Source organism: Candidatus Binatia bacterium (assembly GCA_026415395.1).
Taxonomy (GTDB): Bacteria; Desulfobacterota; Binatia; order HRBIN30; family HRBIN30; genus HRBIN30.
On record JAOAHD010000016.1, the window covers coordinates 177,244 to 198,491 of the forward strand.

Sequence of the window (21,248 nt, forward strand, 5' to 3'; positions counted from 1 at the left end):
GATGAGCACCATGACGCTAACGAAACTCGCTAGGGCGCTGTGGGTTTTGGCCCTCGGAGCGGCAACTGTTTGGGGCGCGGGCTCGGCCAACGCAACGGTGGGATCCGATTCGTCAGGCGCGATTTTGGTTTTCCCCAAAGTGGTTGTGGACACAAGCGGCGTGCTGTTCGGGAGGCCGACGGACACGGAAATTCAAATCACTAACACTTCGAACTCGATTATCGCTGCCCGTTGCTACTGGGTAAACGCCACTGGGCATTGCAGCAACGCGCCGACGGTGGCGTGCACGCCGGAGACAGCCAGTCAACGCTGCCCAACTGGTGGCCGCTGTCTCGAAAGCTGGACCGAAACCGATTTCCGTTTCCGGCTAACCAAACGGCAGCCGATTTCTTTCAATGCTGCCGACGGCTTGACAACTTTTCCTTTAACTGGGGGCACCCAGGGGCCCGGAGGCCAAACCAACGCCGACTCTTCGATTCCTCCCGTGCCTGAGGATCCGTTCATCGGTGAACTCAAGTGTGTGCAGGTGAACCCGGACGACTTCCGGCCCACCCCCGGGCTGAACCCGGCCAACAATGCTGCTGGAGACCTCGCAGGCCACGCGACCATCGTTTCCGCGTCGAGCGGCGCGCCAGCGGACATCGATGCCCGGAAGTACAACGCGATCACCCTGAAGTCGACGACGGCGAACGACAACAACGATACCCTCATCCTCGGCGGACCCGGAGCAGAATACGATGGCTGTCCCAATGTGTGGATCCTCAACCATTTCTTCGATGGTGCATCCATTCCATCCCATTTCTCCGGTGGTAATCAGGGAGTTACCCAGACGGCCGCCACGGACATCACCGTTGTCCCCTGCAGCGAGGACTTTCTGCTGCAGGAAAACAACCTCGGGGGAGCAACCTTACAATTCCTAATTTTCAACGAGTTCGAGCAACGGTTCTCGAGCTCCACCCGCTTTACCTGCTTCCGTGAGGTCCAGTTGTCGGATATCGACACGCGGCCCGGTACGGCGGACAATCAGTTCTCGATTTTTAGCGCTGGCGTGCAAGGCACACTCAGCGGGCAGACACGCATCCGTTCTGTGCAAGGAAGCGAGCGTGCCAACGGCATCATGGTCGTGGCAGAACGTTTCCTCACGATTTCGGATGGGGCAGCCCCCCGCGTCAACACCAGTGCTGAGAACGTTCACTTTACCGGCAGCCGTGATCGCTCTGACTTGATCATCTTGAGCCCGAACGACTAGGCTATCCCACTTGATCGGGAAGTTTCGGAGGGCAGAAGCACAACGCTTCTGCCCTTTTACTTTTCTAGGAGCCAACTGCCTCGACCTACCAGGACTCACCGCCGCAGAAAGCACCCAAGCTACTTCGATGACGGTGAGAAATGCGTTAGGAGCGAGCTATGCGAAACTCCCAGTGCCGTGCGTCGATCCCGATGAAGAAATGGATTGTAAGCCTGTTGGTAGCTGCTGCTTCTCTCACGAGCCTCCCCGTGCACAGCGAGATGGGAACAAATCAGCCAGGTGCCCTCGTGTGGTTCCCGAAGGTCGTCCGCGATGCGGATCGGGACACGATCATCCAGCTCACCAACACAACTGGCGTGCGAGTGTCGCTCCTCTGCATCTACGTCAATGGCGCCCCTGATCCGGCAACCGGCCAGCCGCTTTGGCAAACCGTTGACTTTCAAATTGCACTGACCCGGCAGCAACCCAGCTTCTGGGTTGCCAGCATGGGCCTTGGCCCGCAGCCGTCGGACGGACGCCCGGCCGACCTCCATCCTGGACTCGTACCGCCGCTGGCGGAGGGATTTCTTGGCGAGCTCCGCTGTGTGGTGATCGACGAAGGAGAAATACCGAGCTCGCGCAACGCACTCATTGGCGAGGCCACAATTGTGAACCGGTCGACCGGCGCTCAGGAGAAGTACCCCGCTTTTACCTTCCGGGGTATTGGCACCAACAACCGCGACAACATTCTCGCCCTGGATGATCGCGAATACAGCGCCTGCCCTCGGATCCTGATGTTCAATCACTTCTACGCGCAAGCGCCGGACCCAATCACCGGAAGCCCGGTCGACACGCGCGTCACCTTTGTCCCTTGCAGCGCTGATTTCAATCGAGCAGTCCCGACGACTACGAATCTTCTCTTTGAAACATTCAACGAGTTCGAACAGCGCCTCTCTGCCAGTCTAACGGTCACCTGCTTTGCTGACTTACCACTCCCGTCGATCGATAGCCCTTCCGATCCAACGCGCTCAGTGTTCCACTTCGCAACTCAAGGCACGATCGCTGGGCAAACCCGAGTGCGACCGGTGCCGACACGGTCCGTCCAACACGGAGTGGGCGTGATCTTGCTTGGGACCGAGTCCGTGAGTGGCAACCGCACCGCGACAATCACCCCCCACTTTATCGGCGGAGCCCTTCAAGGCGATGTGATCGTGCTGCCGACTTCGTTCTAATCCGTACTGCTCGCCTCGCGAACCGATTGGTGGAGAAAAGCCCTGAAAATGCACCAAAAGTCGAAGGCTCTCGCAGGCCAATTGCGCCACCACGTGTGCCAAGCACGATAGTCGCCCGAGCGCAGGGGCTCGCTAGGGCGCTAGAGCGACTCGCGACGCCTGCCGTACACTGGAGAGGCCAATCAACGTGACCTGCAAGCGCGCCTCGGTCTCGTTCGGATTGGTCCGGTTGGACATCGCAATGTCCACCGACCAGCAATCGCATAGCGAAACAAAGCGCAGCCCAAAGTAGTTTTCCAAGAAGCGGCCGGCGGGCACGTTGTACCGCGTTGCGTACGTAACCCCTGCCCAGTCCGTAAGTCGCACCACAAAATTGCCGTCGATCTGCTGTAAGACATTGTTAGCCAATAAACGGTAGGCAATCCCAGCACTCGTTCTCGTTGCCAGCCGACGACCTGCGGCACTGTCAACCTCCCGCGGGTCTTCAGCAAACACCCCGACCTGAGTGGAGCTGAACTCTACGGCCTGTGGATCGAAGGTGCCCGCAAACCGAAAGGAGAAGAAGCGGCTCGGATTGATTCGACCCTGCAAATCGACATCGGAGAGATGACTTTCACCTAGCCGCTGGGTAAGCGGGGGGATGACCCGGTCGAGATCGTAGGCCTGCAGCAAAGAGAAGCGGGCGAGCTCCCGGGTCGTGGTCGTCTTTTCCGACGATCCGCTGTCTGACGGAGCTGACGCGGGAAAGCGACCCAGCAAACGGCTGATCATACCAAAGGCGACCACGTTCCGGCGGTTGACCCGGTCGAAAACGTCGAAGAACGGCAAGTCTTCTTGGCTCACTCGAGGTACAAAATAGTACTGGGCAACTGGCTCGATGGTGTGCTTGATGCGGTCCATGCCCCAATGGGGGAAGTCATACACCCGCTGCAACTCGCTTCCCGCTTCTGCCCTCACCTCTACCTGCTCGCGGTGACTATAGGACGGCAAACTTTCTACGACGCCGGCCGCCGTCAGAGGCTCGGTGCGGTGCAGCGCATATGCATTCTGCCAAAAACGCACGGACACGGAGCCATATCCCCAAGGCGCTAGGGGAATCGTCGCCGAGATACGCGGTTGGGCAAACAGCCTCGCTCCAGCCGGGCCTTGAGCACGCTCGAACTGAGTCCAATCGAGTCGCCAATCGGCAAGCAGCCATTTTTGCAGCGGAGCCTGGCCCAGCCAGGCGAGCCGTGGAGCTACCTGAACGGTGCGCGATTCCAGAGGGTCAGTGAGGTCCTGATAGTAGCTCGCATTGAGGGCCAACAATGACCGGCCGAGACTGTAGGCCGCGCCCGCGTGAGAGGCAGTGTAGGGAAGCGTGCGAAACAGCACCGTTTGCCGGTGCTCGAAAGAGTACGTGTTCATCTCCCGAAAGAACTGGTCGTCGCTAATTAAATTTCCTTCGATGTAAAGTTGGACCGATTCGCCCATATGCTGGTCGATGGAGCTCAACACGCTCCAGCGGTCCTGCGGCACCGTCATTGTTCCCCGGGTCCGGTCGCCCCGCAGGAACTCGTTAAAATATGAAGCCGCCAAACTGCCCTGGTCTACGAGGCTCGCTCGGTAGCGATACTCCGCAAGCGCACCCACACGCGCAGATGTTTCCACATCGAGCGCCAAGCTTGCTTCCCGAGTGGGGTCGATGGCCCAATAAAATGGCACGATCGTCTGGAATCCCCTTTGGTTTGAAGCACCGAACCGCGGCATCAAGAAGCCGCTTTGGCGCTCACGCTGCACCGGGAACAGTGCGCGCGGCAAGTAGACGACTGGCACGTCCAAAATGTTGAACGTCGCCCCGCGGGCAACCGCGTAGCCATCGACGGTCACATCCAGCTCTTTCGCCGCGATGCTCCAGCTTTGCCGTCCCTCTTCGCAGTTGCACGTCGTGAACCGGCCGTTGACGATGCGATACCGCTGTCCCGCGAACTTTTCGATCGAGCTGCCCCAAAGCGAGTACTGCAACTTTCGCGAACGAATCGCTGCGCCTCTTAAGTTGCCGACTTCCTGTTCGAGGTCGATACGAGCACGGTCGGCAAAGAGAACGCCTTCCGGACTGTCCAGGCGGACTTCACCTTCGGCAGAAACGACAGACGTCGAACGCTCTACCTCCACCCGCTCTGCCCTGAGCTCAACGTCACCGTAACGGATTACCACATTGCCGCTGGCGGTAACGAGGTCCCGCTCACGGTTGTAGGTCAGTGCATCCGCCTCGACTTGAACCGGCAGATTCGATGGGAGTTCTTGTGCTCGCCCGAGCGACGCGAGCGCACTTGCCACTCCAAGCCAAATTGCCACCGCCAGCCCAACCCGGGCACACACCGACTACTCCTCATACGCCCGCGCGCGCGTTCGCCAGCCCTTCCCAAGCCCGCTCGCCCACAGCGGTGAGCGATCGTACCGCCCCGACCAAAAACAAAGAACCGGTAACCAAAATAGCGTCGCCTGGATCGACGGTAGCGAGCAAGCCTTCGAAGGCGCGGCGCGGATCCTCTTCTACACGAACCTGCGTTCGTTCACGCCATACCGAGGCCACCCGCTCCGGGTCCGCGCTACGACGGGGAAGCGGGCGGGTGACGATGACGCTCGCCACGTGAGGGGCGAGAAGCTCGACCATTTCGGGCCAATCCTTGTCTGCCATGACGCCGAAGAGCAAGTGCACACGGCGTCCTTGGGTACATTCTGGCAATGCCGTCAGCAAAGCCCGAACCCCGTCGAGGTTATGAGCTCCGTCGAGAATCACCAACGGATTTTCACCCACGACCTCCAAGCGGCCTGGCCAATGCACACCCTCCAGACCGGCCCGCCAAACATATGGAGACCACTGCAGCGCTTCAGGCAGGGCTTGAGCTGCCGCCACTGCCACCGCGGCATTGCCGCACTGGTGCCAACCACGCAGGGCAAGGGTAACGTTGGTCAGTTCGCCCCGCGGTCCACGGAACGACCAACAGCGATCCGTGCCTGACCAGTCGAAGTCCGTTCCTGCCCGCCAAACTCGAGCGCCCTGGGCTCGCGCCCGCTGCAAGATCACAACCTCCGCCTCGGGGGGGACTCTGCCAACAACCACGGGAACGCCCGGCTTGATGATGCCCGCCTTCTCCGCTGCAATCGAAGCCAGCGAGCGGCCGAGGAATTCTTGGTGGTCGAACCCAATGCTGGTGATCACCGCAACCTCGGGCACCACAACGTTCGTCGCATCGAGGCGCCCGCCCAGACCCGTCTCGATCACGGCCAAGGGGACCTCACAATCCGCAAAGTACTGAAATGCCAGAACTGTAGTGAATTCGAAGAATGTCAGGTCGATCCCGCGCAAGGTCGCTGCACGGTGGACGTCACGCGCCAAGCGAACCACCTCTTCCGGACAGATTTCCGCCTCGCCTACGCGAATGCGCTCGGTAAACCGCACGAGGTGGGGCGAAGTGTACAAGCCCGCACGCAGCCCCGCGGCGCCGGCCATGGCGTGCAGCATGGCGGCGACAGAACCCTTCCCGTTGGTTCCCGCAATGTGGATCACCGGGTACTTTCGTTCGGGGTGACCAAGCCCCTGCAGTACCAGCTCGACGCGCTCGAGCTTGAAATCCATCCCCTTTCGGGCCTCGAGAGCGAACAACCAATCCAAGAGCTCTTGGTACGTGGTTGCAATCATTGCGACATCCCGTCCAGCTCAAGATGTTGCCGCTATGGAACGCCGTACATCCTTGACTGCACTTTTCAGTCGGCGCACAAAACTCGTCACTTCATCGGCCAATCCCCGACTTCCGCGGTGTTGGTCCACCAAGCGCATAATCGCACTTCCCACAACGACTGCGTCAGCAAACTCTGCTACCGCCGCCGCTTGTTCCGCCGTAGAAATCCCGAACCCCACACCAATGGGAAGAGCCGTGCGCTCGCGCAGAGATAAGACGACGGGCCGTACCTCCCAAGGCTGCACGGGCTTTACCCCGGTGACACCCGTAACGGAAACGTAGTAAATGAACCCAGCGGCGTGCTGCAAAACCACCTGCACGCGTTCCGGCCCGCTAGTCGGTGCCAGCAAACAAACAAAGTGGATGCCGGCCGGACGCGTCCACTGCAACAACTCACCCGCTTCGTCTGGCGGCAGGTCGACCACCAGCAAGCCATCGACGCCCGCACGCGCAGCATCGCGTGCGAAAGCTTCCAGGCCGTAGCGAAAGATTGGGTTGTAGTAGCCGTATAAGACGATCGGCGTATCCGAATGCCGGCGAAATTCCTGCACGACTTCGAGAGCGCGGGGCAATGTGGCTCCTGCACGTAGCCCGATCTCCAGCGAGTGCTGCAACACTGGGCCATCGGCAGTCGGGTCCGAAAACGGCACCCCGAGCTCGATCAAATCTGCCCCGGCCTCTTCTACCTTGCGCATCAGGAGGAGGGTGGTTTCCAGGTCCGGGTCTCCCAACGTCAGAAATGGAACGAGAGCCACCTCGCCCTGGGCGCGCAGCGCGTCAAAAACTCGATCGATGCGATTCAACTGCGGTGCGCTTATCCCAACCGCCAAAGTTCGCGCCCTGTCCTCCCTCACAGCGTCACCCCCAGTGCCTGCGCTACGGTGCCCATATCCTTGTCCCCACGGCCAGACAGGTTGACCACGATGATCTGATCGCGGGCCAGCGTCGGCGCCAGTTTCGCCGCATAAGCAACCGCGTGCGCGCTCTCCAACGCCGGAATGATCCCCTCGCATTGCGAGAGCAGTTGGAAGGCCTCCAAGGCGTCGTCGTCGGTGACCGCGACGTACTGCGCCCGACCCGTGAAGTGCAGATACGCGTGCTCGGGCCCGACTCCGGGGTAGTCCAAACCAGCCGAAATGGAGTGTGCAGGCCGAATTTGACCCATCTCATCCTGCAAAATGTAGGTTTTCTTCCCGTGCAAAATTCCAATGGTCCCGGCACTGATGGACGCGGCGTGCTCTCCCGTGTGCAAACCCTTGCCCCCGCCTTCCACGCCCACGAGTCGCACGTCGGGATCGTCGAGAAAGGGGTAAAAGAGTCCCATCGCATTGCTTCCGCCACCCACACAGGCAATCAGGTAGTCCGGCAAGCGGCCTTCGCGCCGCAGGATTTGGCGGCGGGTCTCTTTGCCAATGACCGATTGAAAGTCACGCACGATCATCGGGTAGGGATGGGCCGACATCGTCGATCCGACCAAATAATAGGTCGTCTCGACATGAGTCACCCAATCCCGGAGGGCTTCATTGATGGCGTCTTTGAGCGTGGCGCTACCCGCAGAAACCGCACGAACCTGCGCACCCAAGAGTTTCATCCGAAACACGTTGAGGGACTGCCGCTGAACATCCCCGCTGCCCATAAATACTTCACAGGGGAACCCCAACAAAGCCGCCACCGTTGCCGTGGCCACGCCGTGCTGGCCAGCGCCGGTCTCGGCAATCAGGCGTTGCTTGCCCATCCGGCGGGCCAACAATGCCTGCCCGAGCGCGTTATTGATCTTGTGCGAGCCGGTGTGACACAAGTCCTCTCGTTTGAGATAAATCTTCGCCCCTCCGAGCTTGGCGGTGAGTCGTTCGGCGAAATACAGGGGCGTCTCCCGGCCCGCGTAATCGCGCAGGTAAGCTTGCAATTCTTGGCGAAAGCTCCGATCACGTGCGATCCGTCGGTACGCCCGCTCGAGCTCAATGAGCGCCGGCATGAGCGTTTCCGCCACATACCGCCCGCCAAAAATTCCGAAGTGCCCCCGCCGGTCAGGCAGATTTTGCATTCTGAACGAACCTCCTTAAGGCGTCCGCATCTTTCACGCCCGGACTGCTTTCCACACCACTGGCGACATCGACGGCAAACGGACGAACCACGCGCACGGCTTGGGCGACGTTTTCCGCACGCAATCCACCAGCCAGAATCAACGGTTGCTCCACCGGCAAGCGCGCAATCTCCATCCAGTCGGCAGTTTCTCCCGTGCCGCCGAACTGACCTGGCACATGTGCATCGATCAACAGGAAATCGACGGGGTAACTGCGGGCCCTCTCCCAATCCTCTCGCGTGCGCAGGCGGATCGCTTTAATCACCGGCCACCGCCATCCGGTGCAGTAGTCCGGCGGCTCGTCCCCGTGGAACTGCAAGAGGTCGAGCTCCAGGCTCGCCGCCGTTTCCTCCACTTCATCCCGCGTGGCTCCGACGAACACGCCCACGACCTGCACGTGCGAGGGGACAGCGGCGAGAATCTCGCAAGCTCGATCCTTGGTCACAAACCGCGGGCTCCGCGGGTAAAAATTTAGCCCGATCCAATCTGCTCCTGCTTCCGCAGCAGCCATCGCATCCTCAGGCCTTGTGACACCGCAAATTTTGACCACGACCATGTGCCCAATTGGTTCTCAGGCCAACAACGCGGCAAGTTTGGCCGCGGGGTCGTTCGCCCGTACCAGTGCTTCCCCGATCAGAAATGCGTGCACCCCCGCACGCTCCAAGCGCTCAATGTCGTCCCGGCTGTCGATCCCGCTTTCTGCAACAAGAATCAAGCCGTCTTGGTGCCGAACTCGCGCCGCCACCCGCTCGGTGACGCCCAACGAGGTAACAAACGTTCCCAGGTCGCGGTTATTGACGCCGATCAACCGAGCTCCAGCCGCCAGGGCAACCTCCAATTCTCCTTCGCCATGGACCTCGACGAGCGCAGCAAGTCCTAAGGCCGTCGCCCCTTCAATGAGCTCACGCAACAGATCGGTCGCGAGCGCTCGCACAATCAGCAACACCGCATCCGCGCCATACGCACGCGCTTCGTGTAACTGGTAGGGGTCGAACAGAAAATCCTTGCGCAACAGCGGTAGCCGCACCGCTCGGCGGATTGCCTGCAGGTGCTGCAAATGCCCGAGGAAAAACTGGGTTTCGGTCAGCACCGATATCGCCGCTGCCCCACCAGCCTCGTATGCGCGCGCGAGCCCCACGGGGTTAAAATCCTGTCGCATCACACCCCTAGAGGGCGACGCCTGTTTTACCTCCGCGATGATTGCACGCTGCCGTTGCAAAGCCCCTACGAAATCCCGCCGCGGTTCGTGGTACAACGCAACCTGGGTCAGCTCTGCGAGCGGCACACGCTGCTTTGTGTCCGCCAACTCCGCGCGTTTGGCTTCCAGAATACGATCGAGAATCATCGGTTCGTCCAGGCAATCACCTGTTGGAGTTTTTGCCAAGCGACTCCTCCCACGATCGCCTCGTGTGCTTGCCGTACACCTTCTTCGAGGGTAGCGGCGTGCCCGGCAACGTACAGTGCTGCACCCGCATTGAGCTCGGCTACTTCTGTACAAGGGCCGGGCTCTCCATGGAGAACAGCCTGCATCCGCTCGAGGGCAGTGAGCAGGTCTGGGCACACGAACGCCTCGCGCGGGTAGGTCGAGAAGCCGAGTCGAGCAGGATCCAAGCGCCAACGGCGCAACTCCCCTCCCCGCCACTCGCACACTTGCGTGGGGGCAGACAAAGAGATTTCGTCCAATCCATCTTCGCTGTGCACCACCATGGCATGCTCGGCCCCGAGTTCCGCCAAGGCCCACGCCAACGGCTCGAGCCACTTCCCCGCGAACACCCCCACGAGTTGCCGCTTTGCTCCAGCCGGATTGGCCAGCGGCCCTAGCAAGTTGAAAATCGTTCTCAGTCCTAGCTCTCGCCGCACTGGAGCAACGTGACGCATGGCGGGATGGAACCGCGGCGCGAACAAGAATCCGAAACCAGTGGCCTCGATGCACTCGCGAACTTGGTCGGGCGGTAAGTCAATGCGCACGCCCAAGGCTTCCAAAATATCGGCCCCACCAACTCGGCCCGACACCGCCCGGTTGCCGTGCTTCGCCACCGCGGCTCCGGCCGCAGCGGCAATCAGCGCTGCTGCCGTGGAAATGTTGAAGGTGCTCTTCCCGTCCCCACCCGTTCCGCACGTATCCACAACTGCAACCTGGGGGCGAATGTTCTCCGCACGCGCCCGCATCGCGCGTGCTGCCCCAACAAGCTCCGCAACCGTTTCACCTTTCATGCGCCAAGCCACAAGCAGTCCGGCCAAATGGACCGGGCTAACCTCACCGCCCATCACTTCCAGCATCACAGCTTCTGCTTCGCTGGCTTGCAGATCTCGCCCGTCGACAAACGCTTTGAGGGCACCAACCACTTGCTCCGACATGCGCTTCAAGCTGTGAGCGTGAGGAAATTTTGCAGCAACTGCTTCCCGGCGACCGTAAGGATCGATTCAGGATGGAATTGCACCCCTTCCACGATGTACTCCCGATGGCGCAAGCCCATGATTTCCCCCTCAGCCGTACGGGCGCTGACCTCCAAGCATGCCGGCAAGGTACTCTCCTCGACAAGCAACGAATGGTACCGCGTGGCCTGAAAGGGGTTTGGGAGGCCGAGGAAGATGGTTCTTCCATCGTGAAAAATTTCCGAAGTTTTGCCGTGCATCAATCGAGCGGCTCGCACCACCCGCCCGCCAAAAGCTGCAGCGATGCTTTGGTGGCCCAGACACACGCCAAGCAACGGAATTTTCCCGGCAAAATGCTGGATCACCGCCACCGATACCCCAGCCTCGGCTGGTGTACAAGGACCAGGAGAAATCACGATTTGTTTAGGCTGCCACGAAGCGATTTCTTCGACCGTAACTGCGTCGTTGCGCACCACGCGCACATCAGCCCCCAGCTCCGCGAAGTACTGCACGAGGTTGTACGTAAACGAATCGTAATTGTCGATCATCAAAAGCATGCGAGGTTACGACCTTAGTCGGCCTGCAGGCTCTCTGCCAGGCGAATCGCATGCAGCGCAGCCCGTGCTTTGTTCACACACTCTTGATGCTCCTTTTCCGGCACGGAATCGGCGACCACCCCCGCTCCAGCCTGCACGTAGTAATGGTGCCCTTTGATCAAAATGGTCCGGATGGTAATGCAGGTGTCCATATTGCCGGAAAAGCCGAAGTAGCCGACTGCGCCTCCATACACTCCGCGGCGCGTGGGCTCGAGTTCGTCGATGATCTCCATGGCTCGGATCTTCGGCGCACCGGTGAGCGTGCCCGCGGGAAACGCTGCGGCAAACGCGTCAAAGGCGTCCAATCCGGCTCGCAAGGTGCCACGCACGTTGGAAACAAGGTGCATAACGTGGGAGTAACGCTCCACCGCCATGCACTCCGTCACCTCCACGGAGCCTACTTCCGCTACGCGTCCCACGTCGTTGCGCCCCAGATCCACCAGCATGATGTGTTCGGCAATCTCTTTGGCATCTTGACGCAACTCAGCTTCCAGCTCACGGTCCGACACCTCATCGGTGCCACGCGGGCGCGTGCCCGCAATCGGGCGCACCGTCACCTCTCGGCCCTCCAAGCGCACCATCACCTCCGGCGAGGAGCCTACCAGGGTCACCTCCCCCGCGCGCAGGAAAAACATGTACGGAGCTGGGTTAACCTTGCGCAAGCAGCGATAAACCTCGAAAGGGTCGGCCCGGAGCTCACCTTCGAACCGCTGCGCCAAGACAACCTGAATGATGTCACCGGCAGCGATGTACTCCTTGGCACGCCGCACCATGGCCTCGTACTGCTCCTGCGTCACGTTCCCGCGCTCCCCGGGACTCGTTCTCGGGGGACCGAACTCTCGCCGAGCGTGCAGCGGGCGCCGCAGGCGCGCGATGATGTCCTCCAGTCTTGCACATGCCTGCGCGTAACTCTCCCGTAGCGAATCCTTTTGCGTGGGCACATACGTCACGGCGGTGATCGTGTGGCGGAGGTTGTCGAACACCAAGAACGTGTCGACCAGCATCAAGTAGAGATCCGGCACCCCCAAATCGTCGCGCGGAGGTTTCGGCAACCGTTCGAAGTGCCGCACGAGGTCGTAACCGAGGTAGCCGACCCATCCGCCATCGAAGCGCGGCAAAGGCCGTGCGGAGACGACGTGGAACTCTCGGAGTACCCTGCGGGCGTGCTCCAAGGGGTTGCGCCCTTCGAACACGGTGGGCGGCTCTCCAACCCGGGTCAGGACTGCCCGCTGATCCTTCGCGCTCAACACCTGCGCTGGACGAATCCCGAGAAAACTAAACCGCCCCCATTTCTCTGCACCCTCTACGCTCTCGAACAAAAAGGCGTCGCTGCCATCGTCGAGCTTGAGAAACGCAGAAACGGGCGTCTCCAAGTCCGCAAGGATTTCGCGGGTGACGGCTACGAAGTTCCCTTGCGCCGCCAAGTCGCAAAATTGCGCATAGTCCGGCTCAAACATCCTTCTATCCCATTAGCGGGGCGTGACGAAGGCGCCGCTCAGTCCCGCTTCATTCTTCAAACGCCTCTCCCACTGCTGCGCTTCTTCACGCGAAGAGAACCGCCCCACGCGGACACGATACCAAGTCGCACCCTCACGGCTCGGGACCTGCACCAGATATGCATCGTACCCACGAGAACGAAGCCGCTGAACCAAGGCCCGAGCTTCGGTGGCGTCCGTCGTAGCGGTGACTTGCACCGTCCACCCTGCATCCGCCCACGTCTCCCGCCCCTCGTCCCGCAGGCGCGGTGGAGCAGTCGGAGTTGGGCGGGGTCGCGGCGTGTTCGTGGGCCGAGGAGTCACTCGCGGCCACAGCGGCGTGGGGGTCGGAAGCCAGAGAGGCGCAGCCACGGTCGGCGCAATACGTCCTTGGGTCGGAGGTGCCACCGTGGGTGCTGTTTCCACTGCGAGAGGAGAGGGATTCGACTGCGCCAACCGCTCTGCAGCTTTCTGCCGGAGGCGCTCGTAAAACGCCCGGTCCACCGCCTCCTCCGGGCGCTCCTCGACGTGCGCTGGGGAAGGGGTCGCAAAAACAATCGGTGCCCGGACAATCCGCTCTTCTTGCAAGAGCCTGCGTTCGGCCGCATCCCGCCCCACCCACAAGCCGAAAAAAAAGATCACCACCGACGCCCCGGCAAACAGTACAATCAGAACCAATACCTGGAAGTACGTCAGGCCCGATTGCCGTGCGCCCCGCATTTTCATCGTTCTCACATTTCCTCCGGGGCACGCACCCCGAGGAGTTCGAGTCCGTGACGCACGACTTTTCCTACCGCCCAGGCCAAATACAAGCGTGCCCCCGACTGTTCCGGGTTTTCCGTCAGCACACGGTGGCGGTTGTAAAACCGGTGAAACTCGCCAGCGAGATCGATCAGGTAAAACACCACGCGGTGAGGTTCGCAGACTCGCGCGGCTTCCTCTACAACGTCTGCGTACGACGCAAGCAACTTCGTCACCGCGACTTCTTCCGGCGCAGTCAGCGTCTGCAAGGCTGCCGCGCTTGCGGCGGGCCGCGACACTCCCTGGGCGGCTGCTTGTTTCATCAAGCTGCACACCCGCGCGTGCGCGTACTGGACGTAAAAAACCGGGTTATCGGTCGACTGCTTTTTTGCCAGGTCGAGATCGAACTCCAAGTGGCTATCGGCCTTGCGAGTGAGGAAGAAGAACCGGACCGCATCTGCACCGACCTCGTCAATGAGCTCATCCAGCGTGACATACTCGGCGCGACGCGTAGACATTTTTACCTGCTCCCCGCCGCGCGTCAGGGTCACGAACTGGTACAGGATGACACGCAATCGACCGACGTCGTAGCCCAACGCTTTCAGCGCCGCGCGTACATCTTCGTGCTCCGCAATATGGTCGGCACCAAGGACGTTGACCAATAAATCGAAACCTCTTGCAAACTTGTGGCGGTGGTACGCGATGTCCGGCAGCCGGTAGGCTGGCTCGCCAGTGGACTTTACCAAGACACGATCTTGGTCGAGCCCAACCGCCGCGCCGTTCAGCCACACGGCCCCATCGCGCTCAAAAGCCAGCCCGAGGCGTCGAAGATCGGCAAGCGTTTGCTTAATGCTGCCGTCTTTGTACAGCGAGTCCTCGTTGAAGTACGAGTCGAAGCGAATGCCGAGCCGGTTCAAGGTGCGCTCGATATCGGCAAAAATGGCTTTTTCGGCCGCGTCTTTGAACACTCCCGTGGCAGGCTCACTGCGCAAGCGGTCGCCGTGTTCCTGCAACAAACCGGCAGCAATCTCGCGAATATACTCGCCTTGATACCCCTCTTCTGGAAAGGTGACCGAGTCTCCCAACAGCTCCAAGTACCGCGCCTTGACCGACTCGCCCAAGAGTTTCATTTGCCGGCCGGCGTTGTTGAAGTAGTACTCCCGGACGACACTGTGGCCTGTGGCTTCGAACAAGCGAGCAATCGCATCCCCGAGCACAGCGTTGCGTCCGTGCCCGACGGTCAACGGCCCAGTCGGATTTGCGGAGACGAACTCCACCAACACGGATTGCCCCTTGCCAAACGCGGTCGGCCCGAATCCCGGCGACTCAATCTCAGCCAGGCAACGAGCCCAAAACGCTGCGGACAACCGAAAGTTGATGTAACCTGGGCCGGCAATTTCCACCGCTGAGAACAGTCCTTCGGGGTCCTCGAGGCAGCCCACGATCTTTTCCGCCACGGCACGCGGGGCGGAACGCTCTGACCGCGCCAAGCTCAGTGCCACCGGAGTTGCCAAGTCGCCCAAAGCGGGATCTTTCGGAACTTCCAACACCAACGGCGGAGGTTCGCTCTGCAGTAAGCCTTCACGACGAGCGCGCTGCAAAGCTCGCTCCAGGACTGATTCAACCGGCTTCTTCATTCTTGTATCCGCACGGTCGGCTTATTTGTGCTGCCTTGCTTGCCCGGCGCACCCGAGCACAAGAGGTTCGCGGGGCTATATGCAGCAGGGTCGGGCGAGTCAAGTTTGCCGCGGTGCGCCAGTAGCCGCTTGTTTTTTCGACTGTGGAAAGTATCGCGTCATCAACACGGCGTGCCGACCCGGAGCGTAGTAGTTGCGCCGCAGCCCCGTTTGCACGAAGCCGTGAGCGGAGTACAGCGCTTGGGCTGCCTGGTTGTCGTGCCGCACTTCCAAAGTCACCAACCGGGCATCGGCACGACGGGCAGCATCGAGGACGACCTCGAGCAATAAACGACCGATCCCCCGCCGGCGCCGGTCCGGATGAACAGCGAGATTCAGCAAGTGGACCTCGTCGCCGACCATCCACCAGCACACGTAACCAACGAGCGCGCTCCGTTCGTCCCGCGCCACCAAACATTTCGAAAACGGCAACCGCAATTCGTGCCGAAACAGCCCCACCGACCACGGCTCGGCGAACGAGCGACGCTCGATCTCCATGACCGCATCGAGGTCCTCTTCTCGCATGGGCTCAAGGCGCACATCCGTCCCGGTGTTCATCGCTTACCACCGCACAAGGGCACTCCCCCAGGTGAATCCTGCACCGAAGGCGGCAAAACAAACCAGCATACCCGGTTGCAATCGCTCGTCTGCTAGGGCGTCGTACAACGCAAGCGGGATCGATGCGGCGGTGGTATTGCCGTACCGGTCGATGTTGTTGACCACCTGTTCTTCCCGCAAGCCCAACTCCATGGCCACCATTTGGTTGATGCGCAAGTTCGCCTGATGGGGCACGAGTAAATCGAGATCCGTCGGGGCCACGCCGTTGGCATCGAGCGCCTCGCGAATTACTTCGCACATTCGCGTGACCGCGTGTCGAAACACATAGCGCCCCTCCATGCGGGGGAAGACTTTGGCATCGGGCCCGGTGATCATTTCCTCCGTCAAACGTGGGCGCAGTCGGCTTCCCGGAGCTTCCACCCACAGTTTTTCCGCGTACTTGCCTTCTGCGTGGAGGTGCGTGGACAACACACCGCGCTCGCCATCGGGCGCAGGCCCCACGACGACGGCTCCGGCCCCGTCGCCAAAAATCACCGCCACGTCCCGGCCGCGCGTACTGAGATCAACGCCCGTCGAGTGCACTTCAGCCCCAACCACGAGAACGTAATCGAGTGTTTCTGTTTTCACGAACTGGTCCGCAACCGCGAGCGCGTAGAGGAAGCCGCTACACTGATTGCGCACATCGAACGCAGGGACCCCTGGAATGCCCAGCTTGTCTTGCAACAGGAACGCGCTGCCCGGCATGTCCACGTCTGGGCTCAGGGTGGCAAACACCACACATTGCACTTGTTCGGCCCCAATGCCCGCACGCTCCAGTGCCTCGCGCGCCGCAACGACACCCATATCCGATGCACCCACACAGCCATCGCTAAAACGACGCTCGCGAATTCCGGTTCGCTGCTGAATCCACTCATCCGACGTGTCCATGAGTCGGGTCAAGTCCTGGTTGGTCACCACACGCTCCGGGACACAGCGCCCGACGCCCAGGATATGCGATCTCCGCATGACCTACTCCTCCTCAGCCTCCTGGTTCCGGCTTACACACGTAGCAACGCGGCACCCCACGCGAACCCAGCACCGCACGCGGCCAGGCACACCCTCGCTCCGCTAGAAAGACGCCCCTCTTGAAGAGCGCGGCTCACGGCCAATGGCAAACTAGCCGCGCCGAGGTGCCCCATATCGGCCGCCGGGTTCGTGAGGTTGCCTTCCAAGAGGCCCAAGCGACGCCCGGCTTCCTCGGCCACTTCGGGGAAAACGTGCGCCATTACGAAGTGGTCAACTGCCGACAACGAACAGCCGGCCCGATCCAATGCTTCCTTGACGACGGCAGGCAAGTGCTCCCGTCCGAACTCGGCAACCGTGTCGACGTTCAGCCGCGGCAAGTGCTTTCCCAAACCGAAGTCCTCGCGGGTGATCCGCAAAGGATGCTGTCGGCTTGCCGGGTACTCGCACCAAAACGCACGATGATGACGCCCGTCGGAATGGGTCACTATCGCCTCGATTCCGCTCCCATCGGCCGCCGGCCCTAAAACCGCGACTCCCGCACCATCTCCGAACAGCCGGGCAACCTCCGGCTGCCACTCGTAATCCACCCCAGAGGAGTACACTTCTCCCCCAGCAACCAAAGCGCACTGGGCCTGCCCCGTTCGGAGGAACTTCTCCGCCACATCCAGGGCAAAGATAAAGCCCGCACACTGGGCGCGGATGTCGAGGCACGGCACGGTGCCACAGCCAAGTTGATCCTGCAGGTAGCAAGCCGAGCCCGGAAAGGTGACATCTGGAGTGGTAGTCGCGAATACGATGAAATCCACATCTTGGGCAGTGCGACCACTACGCTCGAAGGCCAGTGCCGCGGCGCGTGCTGCCAGGGTCGATGGCCCCACCGGCTCTTCCGCAATCGGCCGGCGAGTGCCCACCCTCTCCACAAAAGGCGGCAAATGGTGGCCCCAGGCCAACACTCTCGCTTGCATGGGCCGCCTGTCTAGCGAGTTGCAGCGCATGATGCGAGCGCGGGCCTGCCCAAGGGCCAGCGGCAGTGCCTCCGTGGGGTCAGAAGGAACATCAGTTGCCGGACGACCCTCCAATGCCAGTAGGAGGCAAGCAGCAAGTGGCGGACGGTGCGAATCGGCCAATCGCGAATCGTAGGGGCGACGCATGCGTCGCCCCTACGCTGCCGCAGTGCAGCAGCGTGGCCCAGTGGAACGGGGGCGCCCCTAAGCCTCTCTCCCTCTCTCCCTCTCGCCCTCCCGGGGGAAAGGGGGGATTTTTTATTAGCGACAGACATCGTCACCAAATTGCACTTGCGCAGCCATAACCAGACACCCTCGCCCCCGTTAGGGGGCAGGGGGTGCGGCGTTAGCCGCGGGTGAGGGGCGAAGCCACGCGAGCCTCACCACTCCCACAACAATCGATCCGAGGGACGTACAGCCGCCCTTACGGCAAGGGGCAAGCGGTGAGGGCAGCTTCCACCGCCACGAGCAATTCGTCCACGGTGACACTCCCGTCGCGGTTCAGATCCATGTCTGAGCAAGCGCTCACTCCGACCCGCTCCAAGATGATGTTCACGCCGAGGATCAGCTCGTCGATGGTTACCGCGCCGTCGCCATTACAATCGCCAACGCAGGCCGGAGGCGGTGGGCTTGTGGGCGTTGCTGTCGGCGACTCTTCCGGGGTTGCTATAGGCGATTCTTCAGGAGTCGGTGTCGGTGTTTCCTCGGGCGTTGCGGTCGGCTCTGGGCTCTGCTCCACCGTCGCCGTGGGCCTCGGGGATTCCGCCGGGGTCGCCGTTGCGGTCGGCGACTCTTCCGGTGTAGCTGTCGGCACCGGGCTCTCCTCAACTGTCGCGGTCGGCGTCGGGGACTCAGCCGGCGTGGCCGTAGGTGTCGGAGATTCAGCAGGCGATGCGGTCGCAGTTGGTGAGGCCTCCCCGCCGGGTGTTGAAGTCGCTGTTGGTGCGGGACTTTCCTCCACTGTCGCCGTCGGCACGGGAGAGCTTTCAGGCGTTGTGGTCGCTGTCGGTGACTCCTCGGCTGTGGCCGTGGGCACCGGACTCTCTTCGACCGTCGCTGTCGGAACGGGGGACTCTCCCGGCGAGCCGCTCGGCGTTGGCGTTTCCGCCGGTGTAGGCGTCGGCGTAGCGGTCACTTCAGCCGTGTTGGTTGCCGCGGCTGTGGGGGTGGGGGTCGGCTCCGCGCTGGGGCTTGCGGTCGGGACCTCGCCGCCGTTCACCACGGGTTCTCCACGGCACTCGCCTGCTTGGCAGGCATCATTCACGGTGCACTCGTTCCCATCATCACAAGCCGTCCCATCTGGCGCGTTGCCAGCGTAGGTGCACGAGCCCGTCTCCGGATCGCACGTTCCACCCACTTTGCAGGGATCCATGCACGGTATGTCAAAAGTGCCGCACTGGCCGGTAACGGGGTTACAAGTGGCGGTGCAAAGATTCTCCGGAAGGGGGCACTGCAGATCACCCAAGCAGAAACCAAACTGGCAGCGATCGTTCGTCGTACATGCACCAAGTACGTCGACGCACGGGGTGCCATCTGGTGCCCGCTCACCAATGCACACCCCGGCCAGGCAGGCGTCGTTCACCGTGCATGGGTTCAAGTCGTCACATGAGGTGCCATTCGGCAGCGGCGTGCCTTGGCAAGATCCGTCCGGCTGGCAGGTACCGCCGGTCATACACGGGTTCGCCACGTCGCACGCAACCTGGGCGTGAGCCTTTCCCCCAAAATAACTCGCCAAGACCAACGCCACTGCAACCCCCAAGTGACACCCAAGGCGTACCCACGTCGTCCCCATACAAACTCCTCCCTGGCGAATGATAGCTACCTGCTACCGGAGCGATTCTGAGGAAGCAAGATCGTTTCTCGCGACTGACTATCGTCGCGCCTGTAGAGTAGAAGCGCACCACGACCCGGGGGTCGCACGCGTTTCCCAACGGACAAGGAGGTTTGTGATGATGAGGAAGGCTTTATACACGCTAACGGCTTTGCTCCCGTTGAGTCTTGCAGCATGTGTGCAACCGATGTGGGCACCCGTGCATGGGCACTTGTATCTCGACGTTAAGGGGCCCGTCGCCGCTACCGAGGGCGACGTCTGCCACTAAGCAAGGGAGAGCTTGCGCGCAAACAATCCTGGGGCTTGTCGCCACAGGCGACGCCAGCATCGAAGCGGCCACGAGAGCTGGCGGCATCAAGCAAATTGTATCCGTCGTCCACGAGTCGAAGCACATCCTAGGAATCATCGGCACGTTTTGCACAATCGTCCGCGGCAACTAATCGGCATTTTAAGGAAATCAAGCGAAGGACTCCGCAAAGCGTGCGACGCCCCGGTTTGCAGGCTAGCTGGAATCGCAACGACTTCACACGATCGCGGTGTGTCTGTTTTCGCCGGACGCGAGTTTTACCTGCAGCGCGAATGTGACGCACCCGCAGGGTGGCTCGCCTCGGCTAACCGCTCAGCCATGACCAGCAGCCTCGGGGAGTTCGACACGTGCCACATGCCACGTGACTCCTCCTCGAGGGGGTCAGAGCTGCTCCTTCTCCAGGAAGAGGCCTTTATCCACCTTGGAGAAGAACTGCTGGTAGTATTCAGGCACGACAATCGTGTGCACCTCCATGACTTCGCCACGGTTGTTGAAGGTCTTGGTCTGGCAGTTCAGCCGCACCTTGGTTTCCTCGCCGAACTCGCTGACTGTGGCCGAGCACTCGATCACTGTGACCTTCGCCCATCTGGCCTCTGATCCGTCGGCCCCGAGCGCCAGCAACAACGCTAGCGGGCTTTCGACGTCAACCTCTTTGGTCGCACTCACAAGCCCTAATTCGCGATCGGCGTGTTTTACGATGAACCCCTCATCCTGGAATACCGCGAGGAGCGCCTTGAGCACCATCTTGGTGTCCTTGGTGGGATACGAGCGGGTTTGCAGCTCGCGGATTTGCAACTGGCTCATCGGCGGTGCGGCGGCACTGCCGACCATAAACACGACTCCGCTGCAGAGAACGCCGAGGAAGGCCACCGGGCGAAGCCTGCCGGGCACTCCTCCAACGGACTCGCTCCTTCGGCGCGGAAGCATCCAGCAAAGATACGCCACACCGACACCGGCCCAACCCCCTATGAGGTCCCACCAGTCGAACGTGCCGTTCGCTACGTAGGCGCACCACAACCTGGCAGCCGCTCCATTGGCGCCTCGCAGCCAGTCTGGGCAAGCACCTCCCGCCTGCGCGAATTCGCCCAGGCTACCGAGCACAAGCCACAGGCTAGCTGCTAACAATCCAGCGAATGGGCCCTCAATCGCCGCCGCAGTGAAGAGCGTGAATGCAAAGGTATACAGCGCACTTGGCAGGACGCCTGCTAGTGCGGCTGCGCTCCCCGCTGCCCAGGCGGCCGCGGCCGAAATCCCTGGGGCTGCGGAAGCAAAGAGAAAGAGACTACCGAGACCCCGAAACTCAAGATAGACCAGCGCCCCGAGGATCAGAGCCCCCATACCAAGCACCAGTGCAAAGAACTGCCTAGTCTCGATTCGACCCACCACCATCGATAGCGCACATCTTCTGGCG

At 61.3% G+C, this 21,248-nt stretch carries 19 protein-coding genes; 3 read left to right on the forward strand and 16 right to left on the reverse strand.

Going from position 1 to position 21,248, the window contains the following annotated elements:
- Window position 1: 1 nt before the first annotated feature.
- Together N3C12_12425 and N3C12_12430 are read left to right on the forward strand one after the other, a co-directional pair.
- Window positions 2–1,249, forward strand: coding sequence for a hypothetical protein (locus tag N3C12_12425; protein MCX8073238.1), 1,248 nt, complete (start codon window positions 2–4; stop codon window positions 1,247–1,249).
- Window positions 1,250–1,407: 158 nt separating this feature from the next.
- Entirely contained in the window at window positions 1,408–2,460 is a 1,053-nt protein-coding gene (locus N3C12_12430; GenBank protein ID MCX8073239.1) for a hypothetical protein, read from the forward strand.
- A gap of 132 nt (window positions 2,461–2,592) precedes the next feature.
- On the opposite strand, the gene lptD is transcribed toward N3C12_12430, so the two are convergent.
- The 15 genes from lptD to N3C12_12505 form a co-directional block, all read right to left on the reverse strand.
- Window positions 2,593–4,821 carry an LPS assembly protein LptD gene (lptD, locus tag N3C12_12435; GenBank protein ID MCX8073240.1) on the reverse strand — a complete coding sequence of 743 codons (2,229 nt, stop codon included), beginning with the start codon at window positions 4,819–4,821 and terminating at the stop codon, window positions 2,593–2,595.
- A gap of 10 nt (window positions 4,822–4,831) precedes the next feature.
- Window positions 4,832–6,145 (reverse strand): bifunctional folylpolyglutamate synthase/dihydrofolate synthase, encoded by a 1,314-nt coding sequence (locus N3C12_12440; GenBank protein MCX8073241.1) that lies wholly within the window; start codon window positions 6,143–6,145, stop codon window positions 4,832–4,834.
- Window positions 6,146–6,163: 18 nt separating this feature from the next.
- Window positions 6,164–6,988 (reverse strand): tryptophan synthase subunit alpha, encoded by an 825-nt coding sequence (gene trpA / locus N3C12_12445; protein MCX8073242.1) that lies wholly within the window; start codon window positions 6,986–6,988, stop codon window positions 6,164–6,166.
- Between the two features lie 47 nt (window positions 6,989–7,035).
- Complete coding sequence (gene trpB / locus N3C12_12450; GenBank protein MCX8073243.1) at window positions 7,036–8,229, reverse strand: tryptophan synthase subunit beta; 1,194 nt, start codon at window positions 8,227–8,229, stop codon at window positions 7,036–7,038.
- A complete protein-coding gene (locus tag N3C12_12455) occupies window positions 8,213–8,824 on the reverse strand; it encodes a phosphoribosylanthranilate isomerase (GenBank protein ID MCX8073244.1) in 612 nt (203 codons plus the stop codon). The genes trpB and N3C12_12455 overlap by 17 nt, the downstream gene beginning before the upstream one ends.
- A 15-nt stretch (window positions 8,825–8,839) precedes the next feature.
- Window positions 8,840–9,613 (reverse strand): indole-3-glycerol phosphate synthase TrpC, encoded by a 774-nt coding sequence (gene trpC, locus N3C12_12460; GenBank protein MCX8073245.1) that lies wholly within the window; start codon window positions 9,611–9,613, stop codon window positions 8,840–8,842.
- Window positions 9,610–10,626 carry an anthranilate phosphoribosyltransferase gene (gene trpD, locus N3C12_12465; GenBank protein MCX8073246.1) on the reverse strand — a complete coding sequence of 339 codons (1,017 nt, stop codon included), beginning with the start codon at window positions 10,624–10,626 and terminating at the stop codon, window positions 9,610–9,612. Before trpD ends, trpC begins: the two co-directional genes overlap by 4 nt.
- Window positions 10,627–10,631: 5 nt before the next feature.
- Window positions 10,632–11,201 carry an aminodeoxychorismate/anthranilate synthase component II gene (locus tag N3C12_12470; protein ID MCX8073247.1) on the reverse strand — a complete coding sequence of 190 codons (570 nt, stop codon included), beginning with the start codon at window positions 11,199–11,201 and terminating at the stop codon, window positions 10,632–10,634.
- Between the two features lie 14 nt (window positions 11,202–11,215).
- On the reverse strand, window positions 11,216–12,697 hold the full coding sequence (gene trpE, locus N3C12_12475; protein MCX8073248.1) for an anthranilate synthase component I: 1,482 nt from the start codon (window positions 12,695–12,697) through the stop codon (window positions 11,216–11,218).
- A gap of 12 nt (window positions 12,698–12,709) precedes the next feature.
- Window positions 12,710–13,441 (reverse strand): SPOR domain-containing protein, encoded by a 732-nt coding sequence (locus N3C12_12480; GenBank protein ID MCX8073249.1) that lies wholly within the window; start codon window positions 13,439–13,441, stop codon window positions 12,710–12,712.
- Window positions 13,442–13,446: 5 nt separating this feature from the next.
- Complete coding sequence (argS, locus tag N3C12_12485) at window positions 13,447–15,093, reverse strand: arginine--tRNA ligase (protein ID MCX8073250.1); 1,647 nt, start codon at window positions 15,091–15,093, stop codon at window positions 13,447–13,449.
- 99 nt (window positions 15,094–15,192) lie between these two features.
- Complete coding sequence (gene rimI / locus N3C12_12490) at window positions 15,193–15,690, reverse strand: ribosomal protein S18-alanine N-acetyltransferase (protein ID MCX8073251.1); 498 nt, start codon at window positions 15,688–15,690, stop codon at window positions 15,193–15,195.
- Window positions 15,691–15,693: 3 nt separating this feature from the next.
- On the reverse strand, window positions 15,694–16,695 hold the full coding sequence (locus N3C12_12495) for a ketoacyl-ACP synthase III (GenBank protein MCX8073252.1): 1,002 nt from the start codon (window positions 16,693–16,695) through the stop codon (window positions 15,694–15,696).
- Between the two features lie 32 nt (window positions 16,696–16,727).
- On the reverse strand, window positions 16,728–17,660 hold the full coding sequence (locus N3C12_12500; protein ID MCX8073253.1) for a ketoacyl-ACP synthase III: 933 nt from the start codon (window positions 17,658–17,660) through the stop codon (window positions 16,728–16,730).
- 463 nt (window positions 17,661–18,123) lie between these two features.
- Window positions 18,124–19,491, reverse strand: coding sequence for a hypothetical protein (locus tag N3C12_12505; GenBank protein ID MCX8073254.1), 1,368 nt, complete (start codon window positions 19,489–19,491; stop codon window positions 18,124–18,126).
- 157 nt (window positions 19,492–19,648) lie between these two features.
- Between N3C12_12505 and N3C12_12510 the strand changes: the two genes are divergently transcribed.
- Window positions 19,649–19,798, forward strand: coding sequence for a hypothetical protein (locus N3C12_12510; protein MCX8073255.1), 150 nt, complete (start codon window positions 19,649–19,651; stop codon window positions 19,796–19,798).
- A 420-nt stretch (window positions 19,799–20,218) separates the two neighbouring features.
- Here the strand turns inward: N3C12_12510 and N3C12_12515 are convergent, their stop codons facing one another.
- On the reverse strand, window positions 20,219–21,226 hold the full coding sequence (locus tag N3C12_12515) for a hypothetical protein (GenBank protein ID MCX8073256.1): 1,008 nt from the start codon (window positions 21,224–21,226) through the stop codon (window positions 20,219–20,221).
- Window positions 21,227–21,248 lie beyond the last annotated feature (22 nt).

Coding starts and splice junctions, on each gene's coding strand:
- N3C12_12425 (MCX8073238.1), top strand. CDS start 2: ATGAGCACCATGACGCTAACGAAACTCGCTAGGGCGCTGTGGGTTTTG.
- N3C12_12430 (MCX8073239.1), top strand. CDS start 1,408: ATGCGAAACTCCCAGTGCCGTGCGTCGATCCCGATGAAGAAATGGATT.
- N3C12_12440 (MCX8073241.1), bottom strand. CDS start 6,145: ATGATTGCAACCACGTACCAAGAGCTCTTGGATTGGTTGTTCGCTCTC.
- trpB (MCX8073243.1), bottom strand. CDS start 8,229: ATGCAAAATCTGCCTGACCGGCGGGGGCACTTCGGAATTTTTGGCGGG.
- N3C12_12455 (MCX8073244.1), bottom strand. CDS start 8,824: ATGGTCGTGGTCAAAATTTGCGGTGTCACAAGGCCTGAGGATGCGATG.
- trpC (MCX8073245.1), bottom strand. CDS start 9,613: ATGATTCTCGATCGTATTCTGGAAGCCAAACGCGCGGAGTTGGCGGAC.
- trpD (MCX8073246.1), bottom strand. CDS start 10,626: ATGTCGGAGCAAGTGGTTGGTGCCCTCAAAGCGTTTGTCGACGGGCGA.
- N3C12_12470 (MCX8073247.1), bottom strand. CDS start 11,201: ATGCTTTTGATGATCGACAATTACGATTCGTTTACGTACAACCTCGTG.
- trpE (MCX8073248.1), bottom strand. CDS start 12,697: ATGTTTGAGCCGGACTATGCGCAATTTTGCGACTTGGCGGCGCAAGGG.
- N3C12_12480 (MCX8073249.1), bottom strand. CDS start 13,441: ATGAAAATGCGGGGCGCACGGCAATCGGGCCTGACGTACTTCCAGGTA.
- argS (MCX8073250.1), bottom strand. CDS start 15,093: ATGAAGAAGCCGGTTGAATCAGTCCTGGAGCGAGCTTTGCAGCGCGCT.
- rimI (MCX8073251.1), bottom strand. CDS start 15,690: ATGAACACCGGGACGGATGTGCGCCTTGAGCCCATGCGAGAAGAGGAC.
- N3C12_12495 (MCX8073252.1), bottom strand. CDS start 16,695: ATGCGGAGATCGCATATCCTGGGCGTCGGGCGCTGTGTCCCGGAGCGT.
- N3C12_12500 (MCX8073253.1), bottom strand. CDS start 17,660: ATGCAAGCGAGAGTGTTGGCCTGGGGCCACCATTTGCCGCCTTTTGTG.
- N3C12_12505 (MCX8073254.1), bottom strand. CDS start 19,491: ATGGGGACGACGTGGGTACGCCTTGGGTGTCACTTGGGGGTTGCAGTG.
- N3C12_12510 (MCX8073255.1), top strand. CDS start 19,649: ATGATGAGGAAGGCTTTATACACGCTAACGGCTTTGCTCCCGTTGAGT.
- N3C12_12515 (MCX8073256.1), bottom strand. CDS start 21,226: ATGGTGGTGGGTCGAATCGAGACTAGGCAGTTCTTTGCACTGGTGCTT.